The organism is Brevibacterium sp. 91QC2O2 (assembly GCF_024580695.1).
GTDB lineage: Bacteria > Actinomycetota > Actinomycetes > Actinomycetales > Brevibacteriaceae > Brevibacterium > Brevibacterium moorei.
Genome location: NZ_JANIJY010000005.1, coordinates 149,732 through 171,754, shown reverse-complemented (window position 1 = coordinate 171,754; position 22,023 = coordinate 149,732). Strand labels below are relative to the sequence as shown.

Here is a 22,023-nt window from a genome sequence, read left to right as displayed (position 1 = left end):
CCCGGTTGCTCAAGCCTTCCAGAGTCCGTAGGAGTCGGCCAGGGAGGCGATCTTCTTGGCCCTGGTCAGACGCGGCAGGTAGGAGCCGTCGACGAATGCGGCGTCGCCTGCGGCCTCGGCCTCGCTGAGCAGTTCCTTGGCCCAGCGACGGTCGTCGGCGCTCGGTGCCAACCAGTTGTTGATCTCCTCGGCCTGCTCGGGGTTCAGGACGAGTTTGCCCGTCATACCCATCTTGATCGTCCACTGGCAGGCGGTCTCCACCGTCGCAGGTGCCGCACCCGCGGCGGACGGACCGTCGATCGCGCCGGGCAGTCCACCTACCCGGGTCGCAATGACCAGACGGGAGCGAGCGTAGGCAAGGGCGATGGGATCGTCGCCCACGCCGGTGTCCTTGCGGAAGTCGTTGGTGCCCAGAGCCAGGCGGAAGGTGCCGGGGGCCTCGGCGATGCGGGTGGCGTTCTCGATCCCCACCGCCGTTTCGATCAGGGCCAGGACCGGCATGCCGGCTCCGGCGCGCATAGCCGTGAGCGTCACCTGGTCGGGCTTCTCCGTATTGGGCAGCATCACCCCGCGCAGGCCGGGCAGGCCGTTGAGCGCGGCCAGGTCGTCCTCCCAGTAGTCAGAGGTCGAGGCGTTGATCCGGACCCAGCCGGACATCCCCTTCGACAGCGCATCGACGACGTTGTCACGGGCCTCGGACTTCAGCGTGTCGGGGACGGCGGCCTCCATATCGAAGATGATCGAGTCGGCTTCGGAGCGCTGCGCCGGTTCGAAGAGTTCCGGTTTGGCGGCGTTCGTCAGCAGCCAGGTGCGGGACAGCTTGGCCGGGAGTGCTGCGGCGCGGGAGTTGCGAATCGAATCAGGCATGGGCCCAGTCTAATAAACGATTGCCGAGGTGACAGCGGGTGGCCGTGCGGCCTCGGCGTGCGACACCGGTAGCTGTGGCGGGAGTCGATGTGCTGCGGCCCGGCTGGGCGCGTAGCTGCACTGCTTCGGGCCGTTCGACGGGTATTTCTGAAAAATGTGAAGACTTCGAACGTTCAAAGTTTTCAAGAACTGGTGATTTGAACGACATGGTTCGCTTTCCGATGTGAACCTTGGGAAATGCCTCCACAGATCTCCATTGTCATGCCGGCGCACGACGCCGCTGCCACGATTCACCGGACTCTCGCGGCGATCCAAGCCCAGAAAGAGCCTCCTGGGGGTTTTGAAGTCGTCATCGTCGATGATGGGAGTACAGATGGGACCGCTGCCATCCTCGATTCTGCAGCCCACACGGATGCTCGCCTTCGGGTAATACACCAATCGAACAGTGGATGGCCGGGCCGACCTCGGAATGTCGGGGTCGATGCGGCTCTGGGCGAGTATGTTCTCTTCGTCGACGATGATGATGTTCTGGCGCCGACGGCTCTGCGTGAAATGGGTACCGCGGCCAAACGATTCGACGCGGATGTCGTGGTGCCGCGGATGGGGACCGAAGGGGGCCGGGGAGTCGCGGCATTCAACAGACACTTGAAGCTGGGACCCGTGGAAGTGGCCGACGTGATTGCCTCGTTGTGCTGCCTGCGGATGATTCGACGTTCGCTCTTATTGGAGGGTGACATTCGCTTTGCCGAGGGTGCTGTTCGCCTGGAAGACGGGATCTTCATGTCCCAGGTCTATGCGCAGTCCGATCGCATCGTATTCGCCGGAGGCAAGCCTCTTTACATCGCGGTCAGGCATGAGGCTTCCGGCCATATCTCGTCGCGCCGAGCGGACCCGTTTGAATACATGAAGTCGGTTGTGTCGATCGGGCACAACCTCGTTGGGTCCTCGGACCGGGTCGAGGACCTGATCGGTGAACTTGTGCGGACCAAGATTCTGCGGCGTTTTGACAGCGTGCACTGGTTGCAGAGCAGCCCCGGGGACCAGCGCATGTGGGCGAAGGCGGCAGCAGCCTCCCTGGTGGCCCTTGGAGAATTGGTGAAGTGGGACTTCGGCGTTGCGGCCCCGGTGTGGTCACAACGGTTCACCCCACTGCAAGCTGAGCGCATTGTGGCCCTGGTGCAGGGGAACCGGCGACGCCTGGACCGGTTGGCCAAGCTCGAGCAGTTGATCAAGCCCGATTTCACAGTGCACAAGGTGTCTGCGGACGCAACCGGGTTGACTTTGCACGTGAGCGCTTCCATCGGGTTGTCCGGCGCCGACCCGGCCGCATCGAACCGGCGGAAGCTCGCGGCAGTTGCCCGTACCCTGCGCGCATTGGCCACCGGGTCCGGCACTTTGGGGGCCACGATGGGGTTGCGTTCTCTCCTCGGCAGGTCAACGGTACCCGGAGATGTGGCGGTCATCGTGCAGACCGATACTGCGCGCCCGGTCCATTCCGCGCGGTCGGTGGAGCGAAAAAAGTCTAGGCCGGGGACCCGGAAGGGCGATCCGGGCTTTGTCGTCAGGGTTCCTCTGGACCGGATCGCGGAGCAGGGTACGTGCACCTTGTTCATGTGCGCTCTGGACGAGATGCCTGTGGGAGCACCTGTTCTTGTGCGGCTTCCCGCTACCTACGAAGGGGAAGGCTGTGGTTGGCGGATCAAGGTGAAGAAGAGCGGGCGTGCTGTCCTGGCGCGCGTTGGAGAGTCGGTTGCGGCGTAGCCCTCGGCGGGCCAGTTCTAACGGCGCCTTGCTCACTTGCCACCATATGAGACATTGAGACGCATAATGAGACGCTGCTTCTAGACTTGCCCCATGAGCACTTTCAAGATCGCAGTGATGCCCGGAGACGGCATCGGACCGGAAGTCATCGCCGAGGGCCTCAAGGTCCTCAACCGCGCCATTGCGGCAGCCGGTGACGACACCACGCTGGACACCAAGCTGTTCGAGGCCTCGGCCAAGCGCTGGCACGAGACCGGCGAGACCCTGACCGATGCGGAACTCGAAGAGCTCAAGGGCTTCGATGCGATCTACTTCGGCGCCTGCGGTGATCCCACCACTCCGTCCGGTGTGTTGGAGCGCGGCATCATCCTCAAGATGCGCTTCGGCTTGGACCACGGGGTCAACCTGCGGCCCTCGAAGTTCTTCCCCGGCACCACCAGCCCGCTGGCCAACCCGGGCGAGATCGACTTCGTCGTCGTCCGCGAGGGCACCGAGGGCGCCTATGTGGGCCAGGGCGGTTCGATGCGCACCGACACCGTCCACGAAGTCGCCACCGAGGTGTCCGTGAACACCTGGTACGGCATCGAGCGGACAGTGCGCTTCGCCTTCGAACAGGCGAACAAGCGCCGCAAGAAGCTGACCTACCTGCACAAGCACAATGTCATGGTCCACGCCGGGCACCTGTGGCGCCGCGTTGTCGAATCCGTTGCCCCGGACTACCCGGACGTGGCCGTGAACTATCAGCACACGGACGCCGCCATGATCTACCTGGTGACCGACCCGGCCCAGTACGATGTGATCGTCACCGACAATCTGTTCGGCGACATCGTCACCGACCTGGCAGCCGCCGTCACCGGCGGAATCGGCCTGGCGGCCTCGGGCAACCTCAATGTGTCCGGAACCGGCCCCAGCCTGTTCGAACCCATCCACGGATCCGCGCCGGACATCGCGGGTCAGGGGATCGCGGACCCGACGGCAGCCATCCTGTCGGGCGCCCTCATGGCCGAGAACCTGGGCCTGGAGGTCGTCGCCAAGGCGATCCGCACCGCAGCCGAGGCCGACCTCGCCGAGCGCGGTACCGCGCAGCGCTCGACCAGCGAGATCGGCGATGCGATCGCCGCACGGATAGGCTGAGGCGATAAACTGAAGTACGCCATTCCGGCGTTCTGACCATCTCGTGAGAGAGAAAGCTGTTATGTCTAATTTTGAGGTGAACAAGAATCCTCAGCCCCGCCCCGCTGAAATCCGCGACCTGCTGCTGCAGAAGCCGGCGTTCGGCGTGGAATTCACCGACCACATGGCGCACATCCGCTACACGGACGAACAGGGCTGGCACGGCCGTGAGGTCGTTCCCTTCGGTCCGATCCCGTTGAATCCCGCCGCGGCGGTCCTGCACTACGCGCAGGAGATCTTCGAGGGCCTCAAGGCATACAAGCACGCAGACGGCACGATCTGGACCTTCCGTCCCGACCGCAACGCCGCCCGCATGAACAAGTCCGCCGTGCGCATGGCCCTGCCGGAGATGAGCGAAGAGGACTTCGTCGAGTCCCTCAAGGCCCTGGTCGCCCAGGACAAGGACTGGGTGCCCATGCCGAAGGACGAATCGGACGAGGTCAGCCTGTACCTGCGCCCGTTCACGTTCTCCGCGGAGTACTTCCTGGGCCTGCGTCCCACGGAGCAGGCGGACTACTACGTCATCGCCAGCCCCTCGGGCGCCTACTTCTCCGGCGGCGTGAAGCCGGTGGACATCTGGCTGTCCAATGAACTCAAGCGCACCGGCTCCGGTGGCACCGGCTTCGCGAAGACGGGCGGCAACTACGCCGCCTCCACCCGCGCGATGATCGAGGCCAAGGAACAGGGCTGCGCCCAGGTGATGTTCACCGACGCCGCGGAATCGAAGTACCTGGAGGAACTGGGCGGCATGAACCTCATGCTGGTCACCTCCGATGACAAGCTCGTCACCCCGCCGGTGTCCGATACGATCCTCGACGGCGTGACCCGCCGCTCGCTGCTGGACCTGGCTCCGCGCCTGGGCCTGACCCCGGAGGAGCGCCTCATCACCGTCGACGAATGGCGCGAGCGCGCCGCCGCCGGCGAGATCGTCGAGGCCTTCGCCTGTGGCACCGCCGCCGTCATCACCCCGATCGGCGCGCTGAAGTCCACCGACTTCACCGTCGAGATGGGCAGTGAGCCCGGCGAGAAGACCATGGCGCTGCGCAAGGCCCTGCTGGACATCCAGTACGGCCGCGCCGAGGCCCCCGAGGGCTGGATGGTCCAGCTCGCCTGAGCCACCACCGGCCCCACCCGTCCACTACTTGACGAAATGTCGAATTTCCGGCGCAATCGCCGATTTTTCGACATTTCGTCAAGTAGTGGACGCTTTCGTATATGGACATAGACGAGGAGAAGAACAGTGACCGACGATCCGTTCCTGTGGCTTGAGGACATCCACGGCAAGGACGCCCTGGACTGGGTGCAGGGGCAGAACACCCGCACCCGCGCGGACTTCTGCGATGCCGACTTCGACGCGACCGCCGCGGCCATCCACACCGCTCTGGACTCCGAGGACCGGATTCCCGGGGTGTCCAAGATCGGGGACCACTACTACAACTTCTGGCGCGATGCGGCGCATCCGCGTGGGATCTGGCGGCGCACCACCTGGGACGAATATTTGAGCGATTCCCCGGACTGGGAGGTCCTGCTCGACGTCGACGCCCTGGCCGCAGCCGACGGGATCGACTGGGTGTTCCACGGCTCCCGCCTGCGCCGGCCCGATTACGACCGGGCGCTGATCTTCTTGAGCCCCGACGGCGGGGACGCGCACACGATCCGCGAATTCGACCTGGGGACCGGCGAATTCCTCGCCCCCGAGGACGGCGGCTTCGTGCTGCCGACGGCCAAGGCCCAGGCAAGCTGGCTGACACCTGACAAACTGCTGGTGGCCACCGACTTCGGCCCCGGCTCCATGACCGAATCGTCCTATCCGGCATCGGCGCGGGTGCTGCAGCGCGGCCAGGACCCGGCACTGGCGCGCGAGGTGGCGGCCGTGCCGCTGGACGAACTGGAGATCTCCATCGCCGTGGACCACACCCGCGGTTTCGAGCGGGTGTTCGTCGTCGAGGTCCTGGACTTCTTCAACACCCGCCTGAAGTTCGTGCCCCTGCCGGACTTCCTCGCAGCACTCGACGCGCCCGAAGCCCCCGCCGGCGGGGCGAACGACCCCTCCGGCCGCCCCGACGTCCCGTGGACCACCATCGACGTGCCCACCGACGTATCCGTCGACGTCGACCGCGAACTGCTCCTGCTGCGTCCGCGCACCGACTGGGGCGAGGTACCGGCCGGCGGATTGGCAGTGGCCGAACTCGCGGCCTTCACCGCGGGCGATACCTCGGTGCGGATCCTCTTCACCCCGGACGAGCACACCAGCCTGCAGGGTTGGTCGATCACCCGCAATTACATGCTGTTGGGCCTGCTGCGCGATGTGCAGTCCGTCGTGCGCGTGGTCGACCTGGGCCACGGCTTCACCACCCGCGATCTGCCTGGCGTGCCCGCCAATCACACGGTGTCCGTCGCCGCGGTAGATCCCGACGATGAGCACCATGAGTCGGCCGACGACTTCTGGATGACCGTCTCCGGTTTCCTCACCCCCACCACGCTCATGCGCGGGACGATCCTGGATGTGCCGGCCGGTCCCCATGAGCCGGCCACTGCGCAGTCCCTGGCCCCGGAGCCCAGTCCACAGGTGCGTGCGGCGGCGCGCATCAGGGGGACCTCGGCCACGGAGCCCGTACGGATCAAGAATGGGCCCGAACTGTTCGATGCGACGGGTTTCGCCGTCACCCAGCACTTCGCCACGAGCGCCGACGGCACCCGTGTGCCCTACTTCCAGGTGGCACCGGCGGACATGGAACTCGACGGCCTCAACCCCGTCTACCAGGACGGCTACGGCGGCTTCGAGCTCTCCCGCCTGCCCGGCTACGCGCCCACCATCGGCCTGGGCTGGCTGACCCGGACGACCGGGCCCAACCCCGGCCGGGCCGAGGCGACGGGGCCGGCTCCGGCAACCGGCGCCTCGGCCGCGGGGACTGATCCGGTCGGAACCGGGGCCGGTGGCACCCTGCCGACCGGTCGGCGCGGCGTCTACGTGGTCGCCAACATTCGCGGCGGCGGCGAATACGGCCCCACCTGGCACACCGCGGCGCTGCGCGAGAACCGGCACCGCGCCTATGAGGACTACGCCGCGGTGGCCCGCGACCTGGTCGACCGTGGCGTGACGACCCCCTCACATCTGGCCTGTGCGGGCGGCTCCAATGGTGGCCTGTTGGTGGGCAATATGCTCACGCAGTACCCCGAGCTTTTCGGGGCGATCAGCTGTGGGGTGCCGCTGCTGGACATGCGCCGCTATACGAAGCTGTCCGCCGGTGCCTCCTGGATCGCCGAATACGGTGATCCGGACACGGACGACTGGGACTTCATCAAGACCTTCTCGCCGTACCAGCTGATCGACTCCCAGCGGCGCGCGGCACAGGACTATCCGCCTGTGCTGTTCTGGACTGCCACCTCGGACGACCGGGTGGGCCCGGTGCAGGCGCGCAAGATGGCGGCGAAGATGGAGGACTGGGAGGAGGTCGCGGATCGGGTCTGGTTCTTCGAGGACACCGCCGGTGGCCATTCCGCAGCCGCGGACAACCGCCAGGCCGCCGAGACCCGCGCGCTGACCTATCGCTTCCTCTGGCGGCAGCTGACCAGGGAGTAGCCGGGTCATCGGCGCCAGGGTACGCGTTAGGCTGGGCTTATGAGCTCAGAGAATCGTGACTTCCATTCCGAACGCAAGGTCCCCGGCGGCAAGCTGATCGTCCTGGACGGCACCCTCACCGACGGGGTGCTGAGTGCACTCCAGCTCTCCGGGGACTTCTTCATCGAACCGGAAGAGGGCTACTTCGCGATCGCCCCGGCGCTGCTCGGCGTGGCCACCACCGACGACCGCGCCCAGATCATCGAGCGCATCGACCGGGCCCTGGCCGGGGCCGCCCGTGAGGCGGGCATGTCGGCACCCGCCCTGCACGGCTTCTCCGCCGCGGACGTGGCCTGGGCGCTCAAGCGGGGGATGGCGGGCGCCACGGAGTTCTACGATCACGACTGGGATTTCATCCACGACGTGGTCCGCCCCACCCGCCACAATGTGGCCCTGGACCAGGTACTGCTCGAAGAGGTCGCGGCCGGCCGCCGCAACCCCACCGTGCGGTTCTGGGAGTGGGAGGACACCGCCACCGTGATCGGGGCGTTCCAGTCCTATGTCAACGAGGTCGATCAGGCCGGCGTGGACAAGTACGGCGTCGAGGTGGTCCGGCGGATCTCCGGCGGCGGCGCCATGTTCATGGAGGGCGGGAACTGCGTGACCTTCTCCATGTACGCCCCTGGATCCCTGGTCGCGGGTCTTGACTACGAGGAGAGCTACAAGTATCTGGACACCTGGGTGCTGCAGGGGCTGCGGGACCTGGGGGTGAACGCCTTCTACGTGCCGATCAACGACATCTCCTCCGACCACGGCAAGATCGGAGGGGCCGCGCAGCGGCGTCTGACCGACGGGCCGCTGCTCCATCACGACACGATGAGCTATGACATCGACGCGGACAAGATGTCCGAGGTGCTGCGCGTGGGCAAGGCGAAGCTCTCCGATAAGGGGATTCGCTCGGCCAAGAAGCGGGTCGACCCGCTGCGTCGTCAGACCGGTGTGCCCCGTCAGGAGGTCATCGCCGCGATGCAGCGGGCCTTCATCGGCCTGACGAACGCCCGGATCGGCGAGGTCACCCAGGCGGAACTGGACCGGGCTCTGGAACTGGTGGAGACGAAGTTCGGCACCGAGGCCTGGACCCACCGGGTGCCCTGAGCCGACCCCGCCCCTCCTCCAGACGGAGGAGGGGAAAACCCCACCCGGGCACGGGTGCGCACCGCATTCCGTAGGAGCCCTCGGATTCCTAGGGTGGAGGGTATGGATCTCAGACAGCCCGCACCCGCTCCCACCGGCCGGGATGACTCGCCCACCGCCAGGCTCGACGGTCTGGATGCGATCCGCGGGTTCGCCCTCGTGGGGATCCTGCTGGTCAACATCGGTCCGCTGCTGCACCTGCCCGTCATCGACACCTCGGGCACAGTCCTGCCCGCCTACGGCTGGCTCCAGGACTTCGTGCAGAACCGGTTCTTCCCCATCTTCAGCCTGCTGTTCGGGGTGGGCTTCGGCATAATGTGGCGCCGCGGCTACACGGGGGCGCAGTTGCTGCGACGGATGCTCTTCCTGGCGGTGTTGGGCTCTGTCCACCAGCTGTTCCAACCCGGCGAGGCCCTGCTGCCCTACGCCCTGGACGGCCTGGTCCTGCTGGTGCCGATCAGCCGGCTGCCGCGGGCCACCGCCAGGGCGCGCACCTGGACGGATGGCTGTCTGGGGCTGGCCGGGGTGTTCCTCCTGGTCGCCGGGGTGTTCCTCGGCGGGGGACTGGCACTGATTCCCGGGCTGTTCCTGCTGGGCGCCCTGGCCGGGGTGCGCGGCCTGGCCCAGCGCATCGAGGCGTGCCCGCGGGCCGGCTGGACGGCCGGCAGTACTGCGATCGTCGGCGCCTCGTTGACCCTGTTGGTCTTCGCCCAGACCACCGCGCTGGAACGCCTGGCCGACACGCGCCTGTCCGCGGGCCTGGGCCTGCTCATGGCCGCCACCTATGTCGCGGCCTTCATCTTCCTGCTCTCCACCCCGGTCCGCCGCCCGCTGGTGGCGGTTTTCGCTCCGCTGGGCCGGATGGCGTGCACGAACTATCTCAGCGCGACCCTGTTGATCCTGCTCTTCTCCCTGGCCTTCACCGGCGAGTTCGGCATCGGTGCAAGCTCGGCGGGCCGGCCGGCCGAGCAGATGTCCGCCGCTGCCGGTACCGTTGCCTGGCGGGTGGCGCTGCTGTTCGCCGGCGTGGTCTTCCTGGCCCAGTGGGCCTGGTCGACCGCCTGGCTCCGCCGCTTCCGGATGGGACCGGTGGAGTACCTGTGGCGCTGGTGCACCGGCTGGCGCCGGCCGCAGCTGCGGCGCACGACCTCCACCGCCGCCGAGGTCCCCGCCGGCCGGGCGGGTATGTCGGCCGCAGTACCGGTGACGGGTTCCACCAGCTGAACCCGGCTGTCTCCGCACGGATGCGTCCTACTATGCTTGTCAGGTCCGCACCCGTCTTCCAAGGAGCTTCCGTGCGCCAGGTCGAACCGTCCGTCGAACTCATCGCCCAACCCCAGCTGGACTGGGACGCGGTCAACGCATATCTGGGTGAGGTCTCCGGTTCCAGCTGGTCCGACCGGGTCGCCGAACAGGACAGCCCCGATGCCGAGGACCTGGTCGAGTTCGCCGGACGCATGTGCTACCGCTCGTGGGAGCCCGGACTGAACAAGAACGTCTCGCGCGTGCGCACGGATTCGACCGCTTACCTGGGCAATGTGATTGGCAGCCAGCACGGCTCCGTCCTCGAACATGCGAACTTCACCTTCATCTTCCACAACGTCTCGCGGGTTTTCACGCATGAGCTGATCCGCCACCGTGCCGGCTCCGCGTTCAGCCAGGAGTCCTTGCGCTATGTGCGCCTCGACGACATCCCCCTGTGGTTCCCGGAATGGGCGCGTCAGGACTCGGAGCTGATGGAGCGCTCACTTAAGCTGCTCGATCAGATGGAGGAGCACCAGAAGTGGATGGCCGAACACTTCGGACTCGACTCAGAGGGCCAGAAGTTCTCACACAAGAAGCACATGACGTCCTTTATGCGCCGGTTCGCCCCGGAGGGCCTGGCCACCGGGATCGTGTGGACTGCGAATCTGCGGACCCTGCGACACGTCATCGAGATGCGCACGGCCAAGGGCGCTGAAGAGGAGATCCGGCTGGTCTTCGACCGGGTGGCGCGTATCATGCGTGAGCAGGCGCCGGCGATCTTCGCCGATTACACCGTCACCGAGGACGGGGAGTGGATCCCGGGGACCCGCAAGGCCTGATCCAGAAGAGCACCAGCACGATTCGATCACCGGGGGCCGTGAGCGGGGCCCACGCCCCGGGATACCGCAACGCAAAGGAGCACGCAGTGGCAATCATCCATCAGGCCGAACTCCAGCCGGGCAAACTCGAACTCATCGCCGAGTGGCTGCCCTACCAGCCGTGGGCGCAGTTGGGCGAGGACACCTCGTTGGTCAAGGTCGGCAGCTATCGTTTCGACGATCCTGCAGGTGAGGTGGGCGCCGAGGTTCTGCTGGTCCGCATGGTCCCCAACGGGTGGCGCGCCGTGCTGGCCGAGGCAGCCGGTGAGGAGTCCCTGCCGTTGCTGCAGATCCCGCTGTCCTACCGGGATGCGCCCCTGGACGGGGCGGAGAATTCCCTGCTCGGCACCATGCAGCACTCCGTGCTGGGCAAGCGCTGGGTCTACGACGGTGCCGCCGATCCGGTTTTCGTCGCCGAGGCCGTGCGCGCCATCGTGGAAAGCGGTGAGTCAGTGCCCTTCATGGTCGAAACGGAGACCGGCCCGCAGGAGACGACCCAGGAGGTCGTGCGCGCCTGGGGGACGGGGGCACCCGAGCCCTATGGTCCCGAACTGCGGGGGCCAGCGGCCGATGCCGAAGCCCGCGGCCTGCCCGTGGTCCAAGAGCTCGAGGGCCTGTCGATCAGCCGGCTGGGCGATTACACGCTGGCACTCGAACGCAGTCCGGGCGGTTCCCGCGGCACCGCCCTGGACACGCCGGCAGGCCAGCTGCTGGTCCAGCTGCCGGTGGTCCAGGGCAAGCCCGCCCGGACGGTCGTCGCGGCCCGTCTGATCGACTGAGCGGTTTCACCCGGCGGGGATTCCGTGGTGCACCCGCCGTACGGTCGTATCACTATGCGGACGTGGGTGTGGACTGTGTGCAGGGGCGACTAATCTGAGGTGTTCGTCAATCCCCGACGGTGGAGGGTGAGTCCATCCACCGTCAGACCCGCAGCACGACCCCGTAGACACACCCCAAGGAGCACACGCCACCATGAGCAGTAGTACCGCCGCGTCCACCGGCGGCCAAACGCACACCGGCACCGGATCGACCACCGGTCGCATCCTGACCTATGCGGGCGCGATCCTCGCATTCCTCATCGGTTCGGGCTTCGCCACCGGCCAGGAGATCTTCCAGTACTTCACCGCCTATGGTCGCTGGGGCGTCTTCGGTTCCGGTCTGCTGGTCATGGTGCTGTTCGTCTTCATCATGGTCGAACTGTTCACCACCGGTCAGCGGGAGCGGTTCGAGCGCCCCGGCAAGATCTTCCACTACTACGGCGGCCGCGCCCTGGGCACGTTCTTCGACTACTTCACGATCGTATTCATCTTCCTGATCTTCACCGTCATGATCGCAGGCGCCGCGGCGACCGCGAACGAACAGTACGGCGTCTCGCCCTGGGTGGGCGGTGTGGGCATGACCCTGCTGGTCATCGTCACCGCCTGGTTCGGCCTCAACCGGCTGGTCGACATCATCGGCAAGATCGGACCGCTCATCGTCATCGTCGCGATCATCCTGGGCATCGTCGGGATCATCCAGAACCCCGGCGGGATCAAGGAATCGGACACCCTGCTGCCGACCCTGGAGGTCAAGGCGGCGGCCTCGAACTGGTTCATGGCCGGCTTCAGCTACGTGGGCTACAACATGTTGGCCACCGTGCCCTTCCTGGCTGCCCTGGGCAAGACCGCCAAGGTGCGCAAGGAGGCCGTCTGGGGCGGTGCCCTCGGCGGGTTCTTCTTCGCTGCGACCTGCATCGTCGTGGGACTGGGCCTGCTGGCGAACCTGGCCCAGACCTGGGATGCGCAGATCCCCATGCTGGTCCTGGCCCGGCAGCTGAGCCCGGCGATCGCCGCGATCATCTCCGTGATGATCCTCGCCGGCATCTACACGACCGCCGTGCCGATGCTGTGGACCGTCAGCTCCAGGTTCACCACCGACGGCACCGGCTCGTTCAAGATTACGACCATCGTGCTGGCGATCGTGGGCATGTTCATCGGCATGTCCTTCGACTTCTCCACGCTGGTCAACATCGTCTACCAGCTCAACGGCTACGTCGGCATGCTGCTGTTGGCGCTCATGATCATCCGCGTCATCGTCCGTCTGGTCCGCAGGGAGCACCTGAAGCACCAGGCTTCCTGAGTCACCCGGGACTCAACCCGAATGAGCAGGCGCTTTGGTCTGATTCTCTTGCGAGACCCAGACCAAAGCGCCTGCTCATTGTGTGTCCGGGGCCGGGGCCCTCGGTTCAGGGACGGATGATCGTGATGCCAGGGGTCGAACCGTTGCTCAATTCGACGACCTCGGTGCAGGCCCGTTCCAGATCGATCGTGCGGGTCACCAGGTCCTGGGGCCGCAGCCGGCCGGATTCGACCAGGGCCATGAGCTCGGGGTAGCCCGCAGCGGCGATCCCGTGGGAGCCGAAGAACGCGATCTCCTTGCCGATGACCTGCGGGACCTCGGTCACGGGGGATTCGGCGAGCAGCCCGATCTGCACGTGCCGGCCCAGCGGGGCCAGGGACTTCAGCGCCGCGTTCATTGTGGCCGGCAGGCCCAGCGCCTCGACGGTCACGGCCGGGCCCGAGGTCGTGCCCACCCCGGTCAGCCCGTTCGCCGCAGCCACGTCCCCGGCGGCGGCTGCCACGGCCGCGGCGGCCTCGTCGACGGACATGCCGCGGGTGTTGACCACGGCCTCGGCGCCGTGTTCGCGGGCCAGCGCCAGTGCGTCATCGCTGATGTCCACGCCGATCACGTGGGCGTCCAGGGCCGCGGCGATCATCACCGCGGACAGTCCCACGCCGCCGCAGCCGAAGACGGCGACGATCTCGCCGGCTCGCAGCCGGGCGCGGTTCTTCAGTCCGTGGTAGCTGGTGGCGAAGCGGCAGCCCAGGGGCACCGCGGCCTCCGCCGGCAGGGTTTCGGGCACGGCGACGAGGTTCGCGTCGGCCGCGTGCAGGGCCACCTGCTGGGCCCAGGAGCCGAAGTGGGTGAAACCGGGCTGGGTCTGGGTGGGGCAGACCTGGGCGTTGCCGCCCAGGCACAGCTCGCACCGGCCGCAGCCGCAGACGAAGGGCGTGGTGACGCGCTGGCCCACGGACCAGTTCTTCACCTCGGGCCCGACCGCGGCGATCCGGCCGACCATCTCGTGGCCGGGCACGTGCGGGAAGTGCACGGTGTCGTCGTGGCCTGACCAGGCGTGCCAGTCCGAGCGGCACAGCCCGGTCGCCTCGACGTCGAGGATGACGCCGTCGGCGGGCAGGGCGGGGGAGGGGATGTCCTCGACGGTCGGCGTGGCGCCGGCGGAGGTGATGTATACGGCTCGCATGCCTCCGAGTCTATGTGGCGTGACGCGGTCGGGCCCTGCGCGTTTCGCATTCTGTCACGGCAGGGCGTCGGCCCGGTTCACCACCGGGCGCCGGGTGTCGACGAGGCGCGGCGGGCGGCAGCGCCGACGGCCTGCTGGATCGCGTCGAGGGTGGGCGATGACATGGCCCACTGCTGCCAGTACAGGCGGACGTCGACCGGTTCGGTGCCCGGCACGGGGACCAGGCCGGCGGCCCCGGGGACCAGGGCGCGCAGCTCGCGCGAGACCATGGTCCAACCCAATTGCCTGGCGCACGCCAGCACCATCTGGCGCGATTCCGGCAGGAAGTGGGTCGGCGGATTGGTCCCGGGGCCCACGGTTCGGGCGATTAGATCCACGGGCATCCGGTCGTCATCGTCATAGCGCAGCAGGGGCGCCCTGCCGACTGCGCGCCTGTCCATTCCGGACGGGAAATAGCGTCGGACGAACTGTGGGTGTGCCACCGCCCAATAGCGCCAGGTGCCCAGCTCGGTCACGCTGATACCCGGGGCGGGTTCCGGGCTGGCGCTCACGGCTGCCATTGCGGTGCCGTCGCGCACCAGGGTGGCCGCGCGCGATTCGTCCTCGCGGATGATGCTCAGCAGCAGTTTGTGTTCGCCTGCCACGCCCTCCAGCGCGGTGGTGATCCAGGTGGCCAGGGCGTCGGCGGTGACGACCAGGGTGACGCGGGTGAAGTCGCGCACCCGGGTGCGTCGGTCCAGCGCTTCCTGGGCATCGTGCATCGCGACCTGGTATTGCCTGGCCAGCCGGTAGATGATCCTGCCCACCTGTGTCGGCTCGACCGGTTTGGTGCGCAGCAGGAGGACGGTGCCCGCTTGGGTCTCCAGCGCCTTGAGCCGCTGGGACACGGCGGAGGCGGTGACGCCCAGACGGTGTGCGGCGGCCTCGATCGTGCCCAGGTCGACGATCGTGGCGAAGGTCCGCAGGGCAGCGGTCGACAGGTCGTTGAGAGTGGCCATATGAGATCCCCCACTGATTCTGTGTGCTGACTCCGGTATTGGTTGTGTTATCCCAGGTCAGAAGGCTGTGTGATCCTTGATGATAAGAATATCTTAGGGAGGGAAAGAATTCGTTGCTTTGCTTCATTCGGGTGGCGGCCTAGCGTGGAATCCGTTGGGCCGGGCATCCCCGGTTCCCCTCGTCTTCTCGTTGGGAGGTAGTGGTCATGAGCGTCGCCCTGACCGGATTCTTCGCTGGTATCGCACTGTTCGCCGCCGTCGGCGCGCAGACGATGTTCCTCATCAAGCACGGCGCATCGGGCGCGCACATGCTGCCGCTGCTCATCGTCGGATTCCTCTCCGACATCCTGCTGACGATCGTCGGCGTGGCCGGGATGGGCCGCCTGGTCACGGCCTTCCCCTCCGTGCTCACGGTCATGACGCTGATCGGCGTGGCCTTCCTGGTCTGCTACGGCGGCCTGAATGTCTGGCACTTCTTCCGGCCCCGCTCCGCAGACCCCGCGGCCCACACCGAGCGCGAGGTCGTCTTCGCCGCGGCTGCACCGGCGACCGTGGGCGCCGGTGCGCCGTCCGCCGCCGGGCACCTCGGCGGGCTGCGCGAGGATCGTGCGGCGCACGGTGGTGCGGAAGCCGGAGGTGCCCATACCGGTCGTGCGCACGACGGGCGGGCGAATCCCGCACAGACCGGCCGCCATGCGATGCTCACCGCGATTGTGACCCTGCTGGCCTTCACCTGGCTCAACCCGCAGGCGATCCTCGATGTGGTCGTCATTCTGGGCTCGATGTCGGCGAACTACGGCGAGCAGCGGTGGATTTTCGCCCTCGGGGTGCTGGGGGCCTCGGCCGCCTGGTTCACCGTTCTGGGGTTCGCGGCCAAGCTGCTGGGTCGCCTGTTCGCCCGCAGGCCGGGTGCCCTGCGCTGGATGGACCTGGGATCCGGCGTCATCATGATCTGCCTGGCCGTCGGTCTGCTGCGCCACCTGGCCTGAGCGCCGGCCCGCCGCACGCCTGTGCAGCGTATGTGGGAGGCGCACAACGTATGTGGGATGTGCCGGAGACCGGAGCGACTCCGGCCGTCATAATCGGCAATCCGGTTTGAAGGGCGCCTTCCCGCCGGGGTAATGTGAGGGCCACGACTTCAACGGCAGGAAGAATATGACGACGGCATTCAGGAACTCTCAGGTCTGGGCACTTGCAACCAGGTTTGAAGCCCTCGATTGTCGTGCCCGTGCCGGCGTCGACGGATGTATGTGATCCGTTGACCCCTCGCGGTTGAGCCCCGCCCCACGGCGGCCCTCATCCGCTATCCCCGACGTCGTACACCACAGCAGACCCGCCAGGATTCGCGACAACACCCCGGAGTCCCGGCGGTGCACCTGGAAACCCGCCGCGGCCCTGCTGCCGACCCGACGTCACCACGCTCGCGGACCCTCGCGTCCGAGCAGATCCGAACCCATGTCCTCACCGGATGCCGCCGGCGTCCGGGCCCCCGTGCGCCCATGGCGCCCCGGTGCCCGTGCCCGCACCCCGGAGGACGGGTCCGGCCTGCCGCGACGCCGCGTCCTGAGCCGGACAGCACAGGAGCCCAGGCATGTCCAGCCCCCTGCCCCTTCCATCCCGGTTTCCATCCCGGTCGGAACCCGACAGACGGTCCTCCTCCGAGCGGAGCGGCCCCGCCGGCCGCTCCAGTCCCGCAGCCCGGAGTCTGATCGCTCTGGGGCTCGCGGCGGCCATGGCGCTGAGCGGCTGCGGAGCCGATCCGCAGACGGCCGCGGGCCCCGGCGCTTCCACCCCGGCCCGGGGCGGAACCCTGCGCCTGGCCTACGACAACGACCCCAAGTGCATCGACGGCCAGCAGAACGGCACGAACAACGCCCTGAACATCAGCAGGCAGATGACCGACTCCCTGACCGACCAGGATCCGAAGACCGGCGCGATCAAACCCTGGCTGGCCACCTCCTGGACGGTCGGCGAGGATGCGCGGACCTACACCTTCAAACTCCGCCACGGCGTGAAATTCCACGACGGCACGCCGTTCACCGCGCAGAGCGTCAAACAGAACTTCTCCGGCATCGCCGCACTGGGCGCCAAGGCCCAACTGGCCTCGACGTACCTGGCGGGTTTGAAATCCATCAGCACGCCCGACGCGCACACCGTGCGGATCGCCTTCAAAGAGCCCAATGCGCAGTTCCTCCAGGCGACCTCGACCATGAGCCTGGGCTTCTACGCCCCCGCGACATGGAAACTCACACCCGAACAGCGCTGCACCGGCGGTCTAGTGGGCACCGGCCCGTTCGAACTGGATGGCTACACCCCCGGCTCCGGGGCCCGACTCACGCGCTTCGCCGACTACGCGTGGCCGTCGAGCCTGCCCCGGCACCGCGGTCCCGCATACTTGGCGGCCCTGGACTTCCAGAACGTCGCGGAGGCATCGGTGCGCACCGGCAGCCTGTCGTCCGGCGACATCGACGTGGACCAATCCGTCCAGCCGCAGAACGAGGAACTGCTGCAGGCCTCGAACTTCCAACTGGCAGCGCGGCCCAATCCCGGCGTCGTGTACTCCTTCTATGTCAACACGGCCTCGCCGATCTTCGCCGACGCCCGGGTGAGGCGAGCACTGGGGCAGGGCATCGACCGGCCCGAGCTGCGGGCACTGCTGTCGCGCGAACAGTCCGAGGCGACCTCGGCCCTGGCCGCGTCCACCCCCGGGTACCGGAACCGTGCAGGAACCCTGTCCTACGACCCGGCCGGCGCCAAGCGCCTCCTGGACCAGGCGGGCTGGCACCTGCGGGCGGGCTCCGATATCCGGGTCAAGGACGGCCGGCCCCTGCGGGTGGAACTGCCCTACTGGCAGAATGCGCCCTTCCTCGAACTCATCGCCCAACAACTGCGCGGCATCGGCATCGAACTGGAACTGAAGCGGGTGACGTCGACACAGCAGACTGCGCTCAAACAGGCGGGGGAACTGGATCTGCTGTTCGCCAACCTGACCAGGGCCGATCCGGACATCCTGCGCAGCGTCTACGCCGTGGATGCGCAGAACCAGACCGGTAAGCACCGCGACGGCATCGACGAGCTGTTCGACCGGTCGACCGCCACCGTGGACCCGGCCGAACGCTATGCGCTGCTGGGCCGGGCCGGCGACGAATTGGTCAAGGGCGGCTTCGCAGTGCCGCTGGTCGAGCTGTCGACCGTCATGGCGCTGGCGCCGCAGGTCCGCGGCTTCCACTACGAGGCCTCGAGCAGGTTCCAGCTCTACGACACCTGGCTGGCGGGCCGGGCAGGGGAGGGGGAATGAGAACGATGGCCTATGTGCTCAGACGACTCGGCCACGGCGTGATCGTGCTGTGGGCCGCCTACACCCTGACCTTCCTCATCCTGTCCGCTCTGCCGGGTGATCCGATCCAGATCCTGTTGGGCGCCGCCGGCGCCAGCGCGGCCACGCCGGAGCAGATCGACGCGATCCGCGCCCAGTACGGGCTGGACCGACCCCTGTGGGCACAGTACCTGGAGAGTATGGCCGGTCTGTTCCGCGGTGATCTGGGGCTGTCCTATGCCAGTGGCCAGCCGGTCGCCCAGGCGATCGGACAGGTCCTGCCCTCGACTCTGCAACTGGCGGGTGCCACCCTGGTGCTCGCGGTGACCGGCGGGATCGCCCTGGCCGTGCTGGCGGCAGGCGCCAAGCGGCCCTGGCTGCGCAGCGGACTGGCGGGACTGCCCGGCCTGGGCGTGTCCCTGCCGACGTTCTGGGTGGGCCTCATCCTGCTCCAGCTCGTGTCCTTCCGGCTGGGGTGGATCCCCGCCCTGGGCGCCCACGGACTGGCCGGCGTCATCCTGCCCGCGCTCACCCTGGCGCTGCCCGTGGGCGCGGTGATCGCCCAGGTCCTGCTGCAGGCCCTGGACGCCGCGGCCGCCCAGCAGTTCATCACCACGTACCATGCGGCCGGCCTCCGCCGCTGGACCCTCCTGCTGACTCATGCGCTGCCGGTGGCGGGCCTGTCCCTGCTGTCGGTGGCCGGCCTGGTGACGGGCCAGCTGCTGGGTGGGGCAGTCGTCGTCGAAACGGTCTTCACCCGCAACGGCCTGGGCCGCCTGGTGGAGACCAGCGTGGCGGGCCAGGACATTCCGGTGGTCCAGGGCATCGTGCTGGTGGCCGCGGCGGTGTTCGTCGTGGTCAACCTCGTCACCGACCTGCTCTACCCCGTCTTCGACGCCCGCACCCGTCCCACCCCGGCCGGCCGCCGGACCGCCCGGAGCGGCCTTCGGAACGGCCGGTCGGGCGCACAGACCACGCCGGAGTACCCCGCGGCCCATCCAACACAGGAGGTAACACCGGTATGAGCGTCGAAACGTACACCGCTCCACACGCGCAGACGGATTCCGCCGGGCCTGCGCAGTCCACAGCGCAGGCGGCCCTCACAGAACGGACCGGCGTCCCGCGCGGTCTGGGCCGGGGCCCACAACACCGGGGCCGGGGCCTGCAACGCCGGGGCCCGCTCCGGGTTGGCCCGCTGCGGCTGGGCGCAGCACTGGTCATCGGCCTGGCGCTCGCCTGGGCCGTGGCGCCCGGCCTGTTCACCGGCTGGGATCCACTGATCGGCACGGTCGCAGACCGCCTGCAGCCGCCGGGCCCCGCCCACTGGTTCGGCACCGACCACCTGGGCCGCGATGTGTTCGCCCGCGTGGTCCACGGCACCGCCCGCACGCTGAGCATCACGTTCATCGCCGTGCTCGCGGGCGGCACCGTGGGAACCGGGCTGGGCCTGATCGCCGGCACAGCAGGGCACACGGCCGACACCGCCATCATGCGGCTGATCGATGTGCTCCAGGCGATCCCCGGCCTCCTGCTGTCGCTGGCCATCGTGACAGCCCTGGGCACCGGGGTCGTGCCGCTGACAGCGGCCGTTGCGGCCGGCACCATCCCGTCCTTCGCCCGGATCACCCGCGGCGAGGTCCTGCGCGTGCGCGGCTCCCAATTCGTCGAGGCCGCCAGGCTGGACGGAACCGGGGCCCTGCGCACCCTCACCACGCACATCCTGCCGCATTCGGTCGGCCCCGTGCTGGCCCTGGCCGCCCTGGAGTTCGGGTCGGCCGTGCTCACGGTCTCGGCGCTGTCCTTCCTGGGATTCGGCGCTGCGCCGCCCCAACCGGAATGGGGCCTGCTGGTCGCCGAGGGACGCGACTACCTGGCCAGCGCCTGGTGGATGACGACGCTGCCCGGCCTGGTCATCGCCATCGTCGTCCTGTCCGTGAACGTCCTGGCCCGCGGGGCCTCCACCCAGAATGGAAGAGCATCATGAACACGCTGTTCGAACTGCGCGACCTCACCGTGACCTATCCCACGGCACAGGCGCCGGCCGTCACCGGAATCGACCTGAGCCTGGCCCCGGGCGAGACCCTGGCCCTGGTCGGCGAATCGGGATCCGGCAAGTCCACCACGGCCAAGGCGCTCGCCGGCCTGCTGCCGGCGGCCGCGGTCAGCGTGCGGACGCACACGATCCTGGGCCACGACCTGCGCGGTGCCGGGGACTCCGGCTGGCGCGGGCTGCGGGGCAGCGCCATGGGCTATGTGCCCCAGGACGCCGGGCTGGGCCTCAACCCGGTGCGCACGATCGGCTCCCAGCTGGGACAGGTGGTGCGGGGCGGAACCGGGCGGTTGGGGCGCAGCAGCACCGTGTCCGAGGCCACCGTCGCCTCCCTCGAATCCGTCGGCCTGACGGCCGGGCACCTCGGCCGCTATCCGCACGAGCTCTCCGGCGGGCAGCGCCAGCGCGTGCTCATCGCCCTGGCGCTGGCCGGCGATCCCAAACTGGTCATCGCCGATGAGCCGACCTCGGCATTGGACGTGACCGTGCAGAAACAGGTCCTCGACCTACTGGCCGGACTCGTCGGGTCGACGGGGGCCGGGCTGGTCCTCATCACCCACGATTTGGGGGTCGCCGCCGACCGCGCGGACCGGATCGCGGTGCTCGAACAGGGCAGGGTCGTCGAGACCGGACCCGCCAGCCGCGTTCTGCAGGACCCGCAAGCCGACTACACTCGCGCCCTGGTCGCCGCCGCGCCCTCGGTCGCACTGCTGCGCGACCCCACGCCGTTGCGGTCCGTGGCGGAGCAGGCGGACTCGGCCGCCGCAGGGGCGGGCGGCGGTCACAGCGCCGGGGCCGAGGATGCGGTGCCGGGCGGGCCAGGTGGGGCGCGCGGCCGCCTCGCCGCCGGGCCGGGCGACTTCGCCGTTCGCGCGAGCGGCCTGGTCAAGGAGTTCGCGGGGCGCGGCCGCAGTCTGCGCGCCGTCGACGGGGTATCGCTCGAACTGCGCCGCGGCCGCACGCTGGGCCTGGTGGGCGAATCCGGTTCTGGCAAGTCCACCACGGCCCGCATCCTGTTGGGCCTGGAGTCCTGGGACGCCGGCCGCGTCGAATTACTCGGCAAAGAACTGGCACCGCCCGGCCGGCGAGCGCGCGGGGCCAGGGGGAGAACCGCACAGGACAGAGCCCGCGCGGCACGGCTGGTCTATCAGGACCCCTCGGCTTCGTTGGACCCGCGGCGGACGATCGCGCAGACCCTCGAGGCGCCACTGCGGGGCTTCGGGATCGGGGACCGGCGCAGCAGGCGCCTGCGCGTGACGGAGTTGTTGGACCGGGTCGGGCTGCCGCAGTCCTTCGGCCACCGCCACCCGGGCGAGGTCTCCGGCGGGCAGCGCCAGCGCGTGGCCATTGCACGGGCCCTGGCCGTCGAGCCGCAACTCCTGGTGCTCGACGAACCGGTGTCGGCCCTCGACGTGTCGGTGCAGGCCCAGATCCTGGACCTGCTGGTCGGGCTGCAGCGGGAGTTCGGACTGAGCTATGTGTTCATCAGCCACGACCTGGCGGTGATCCGGCAGATCAGCGACACGGTGGCGGTGCTGGCCGACGGTCGGCTGGTGGAATCGGGTCCGGCCGCGCACGTGTTCGCCCATCCGGAATCGGACGTGACCCGCCGGCTGCTGGACGCGGTGCCGGGGCGGGGCGCGCACCTGGAAAACGCGGCGTGAGATCCGCGCCGAAC

17 protein-coding genes are annotated in these 22,023 nt (G+C 68.3%); 14 read left to right on the top strand and 3 right to left on the bottom strand.

Features of this window, described 5'->3' with window-relative positions; genetic code table 11:
• Positions 1-9: 9 nt before the first annotated feature.
• Positions 10-867 carry a CoA ester lyase gene (locus NQ036_RS06205; RefSeq protein ID WP_257049911.1) on the bottom strand — a complete coding sequence of 286 codons (858 nt, stop codon included), beginning with the start codon at positions 865-867 and terminating at the stop codon, positions 10-12.
• A gap of 237 nt (positions 868-1,104) precedes the next feature.
• Between NQ036_RS06205 and NQ036_RS06200 the strand changes: the two genes are divergently transcribed.
• The 9 genes from NQ036_RS06200 (at position 1,105) to NQ036_RS06160 (ending at position 12,798) form a co-directional block, all read left to right on the top strand.
• A complete protein-coding gene (locus tag NQ036_RS06200) occupies positions 1,105-2,628 on the top strand; it encodes a glycosyltransferase family A protein (protein ID WP_257057718.1) in 1,524 nt (507 codons plus the stop codon).
• Between the two features lie 93 nt (positions 2,629-2,721).
• Complete coding sequence (locus tag NQ036_RS06195) at positions 2,722-3,762, top strand: 3-isopropylmalate dehydrogenase (RefSeq protein ID WP_257049913.1); 1,041 nt, start codon at positions 2,722-2,724, stop codon at positions 3,760-3,762.
• 61 nt (positions 3,763-3,823) lie between these two features.
• A complete protein-coding gene (locus NQ036_RS06190; RefSeq protein ID WP_257057715.1) occupies positions 3,824-4,915 on the top strand; it encodes a branched-chain amino acid aminotransferase in 1,092 nt (363 codons plus the stop codon).
• 126 nt (positions 4,916-5,041) lie between these two features.
• The gene (locus tag NQ036_RS06185; RefSeq protein WP_257057713.1) at positions 5,042-7,384 is read left to right on the top strand and encodes a prolyl oligopeptidase family serine peptidase; all 2,343 of its coding nucleotides are present in this window, start codon (positions 5,042-5,044) and stop codon (positions 7,382-7,384) included.
• A 39-nt stretch (positions 7,385-7,423) separates the two neighbouring features.
• Positions 7,424-8,518 carry a biotin/lipoate A/B protein ligase family protein gene (locus NQ036_RS06180; protein ID WP_257049916.1) on the top strand — a complete coding sequence of 365 codons (1,095 nt, stop codon included), beginning with the start codon at positions 7,424-7,426 and terminating at the stop codon, positions 8,516-8,518.
• A gap of 102 nt (positions 8,519-8,620) precedes the next feature.
• Entirely contained in the window at positions 8,621-9,781 is a 1,161-nt protein-coding gene (locus NQ036_RS06175; protein ID WP_257057712.1) for a DUF418 domain-containing protein, read from the top strand.
• 71 nt (positions 9,782-9,852) lie between these two features.
• Positions 9,853-10,641 carry an FAD-dependent thymidylate synthase gene (gene thyX, locus NQ036_RS06170; protein ID WP_257049918.1) on the top strand — a complete coding sequence of 263 codons (789 nt, stop codon included), beginning with the start codon at positions 9,853-9,855 and terminating at the stop codon, positions 10,639-10,641.
• 86 nt (positions 10,642-10,727) lie between these two features.
• Positions 10,728-11,459, top strand: coding sequence for a hypothetical protein (locus NQ036_RS06165; protein WP_257057710.1), 732 nt, complete (start codon positions 10,728-10,730; stop codon positions 11,457-11,459).
• 193 nt (positions 11,460-11,652) lie between these two features.
• Complete coding sequence (locus tag NQ036_RS06160) at positions 11,653-12,798, top strand: hypothetical protein (protein WP_257057708.1); 1,146 nt, start codon at positions 11,653-11,655, stop codon at positions 12,796-12,798.
• A 106-nt stretch (positions 12,799-12,904) separates the two neighbouring features.
• On the opposite strand, the gene NQ036_RS06155 is transcribed toward NQ036_RS06160, so the two are convergent.
• Positions 12,905-13,981: an alcohol dehydrogenase catalytic domain-containing protein gene (locus NQ036_RS06155; RefSeq protein WP_257057706.1), complete on the bottom strand. Its 1,077-nt coding sequence runs from the start codon at positions 13,979-13,981 to the stop codon at positions 12,905-12,907.
• Positions 13,982-14,058: 77 nt separating this feature from the next.
• Entirely contained in the window at positions 14,059-14,979 is a 921-nt protein-coding gene (locus NQ036_RS06150; protein ID WP_257057704.1) for an ArgP/LysG family DNA-binding transcriptional regulator, read from the bottom strand.
• Positions 14,980-15,185: 206 nt separating this feature from the next.
• On the opposite strand from NQ036_RS06150, the gene NQ036_RS06145 reads away from it, so the two are divergent.
• From NQ036_RS06145 to NQ036_RS06125, 5 genes are all read left to right on the top strand, one after another.
• On the top strand, positions 15,186-15,968 hold the full coding sequence (locus NQ036_RS06145) for a LysE/ArgO family amino acid transporter (RefSeq protein WP_257047341.1): 783 nt from the start codon (positions 15,186-15,188) through the stop codon (positions 15,966-15,968).
• A 743-nt stretch (positions 15,969-16,711) separates the two neighbouring features.
• Positions 16,712-18,277, top strand: coding sequence for an ABC transporter substrate-binding protein (locus NQ036_RS06140; protein WP_257047342.1), 1,566 nt, complete (start codon positions 16,712-16,714; stop codon positions 18,275-18,277).
• The gene (locus NQ036_RS06135; RefSeq protein WP_257047343.1) at positions 18,274-19,320 is read left to right on the top strand and encodes an ABC transporter permease; all 1,047 of its coding nucleotides are present in this window, start codon (positions 18,274-18,276) and stop codon (positions 19,318-19,320) included. Before NQ036_RS06140 ends, NQ036_RS06135 begins: the two co-directional genes overlap by 4 nt.
• Positions 19,317-20,279: an ABC transporter permease gene (locus NQ036_RS06130; RefSeq protein ID WP_257057702.1), complete on the top strand. Its 963-nt coding sequence runs from the start codon at positions 19,317-19,319 to the stop codon at positions 20,277-20,279. Before NQ036_RS06135 ends, NQ036_RS06130 begins: the two co-directional genes overlap by 4 nt.
• A complete protein-coding gene (locus NQ036_RS06125; RefSeq protein ID WP_257047346.1) occupies positions 20,276-22,009 on the top strand; it encodes an ABC transporter ATP-binding protein in 1,734 nt (577 codons plus the stop codon). Before NQ036_RS06130 ends, NQ036_RS06125 begins: the two co-directional genes overlap by 4 nt.
• Positions 22,010-22,023 lie beyond the last annotated feature (14 nt).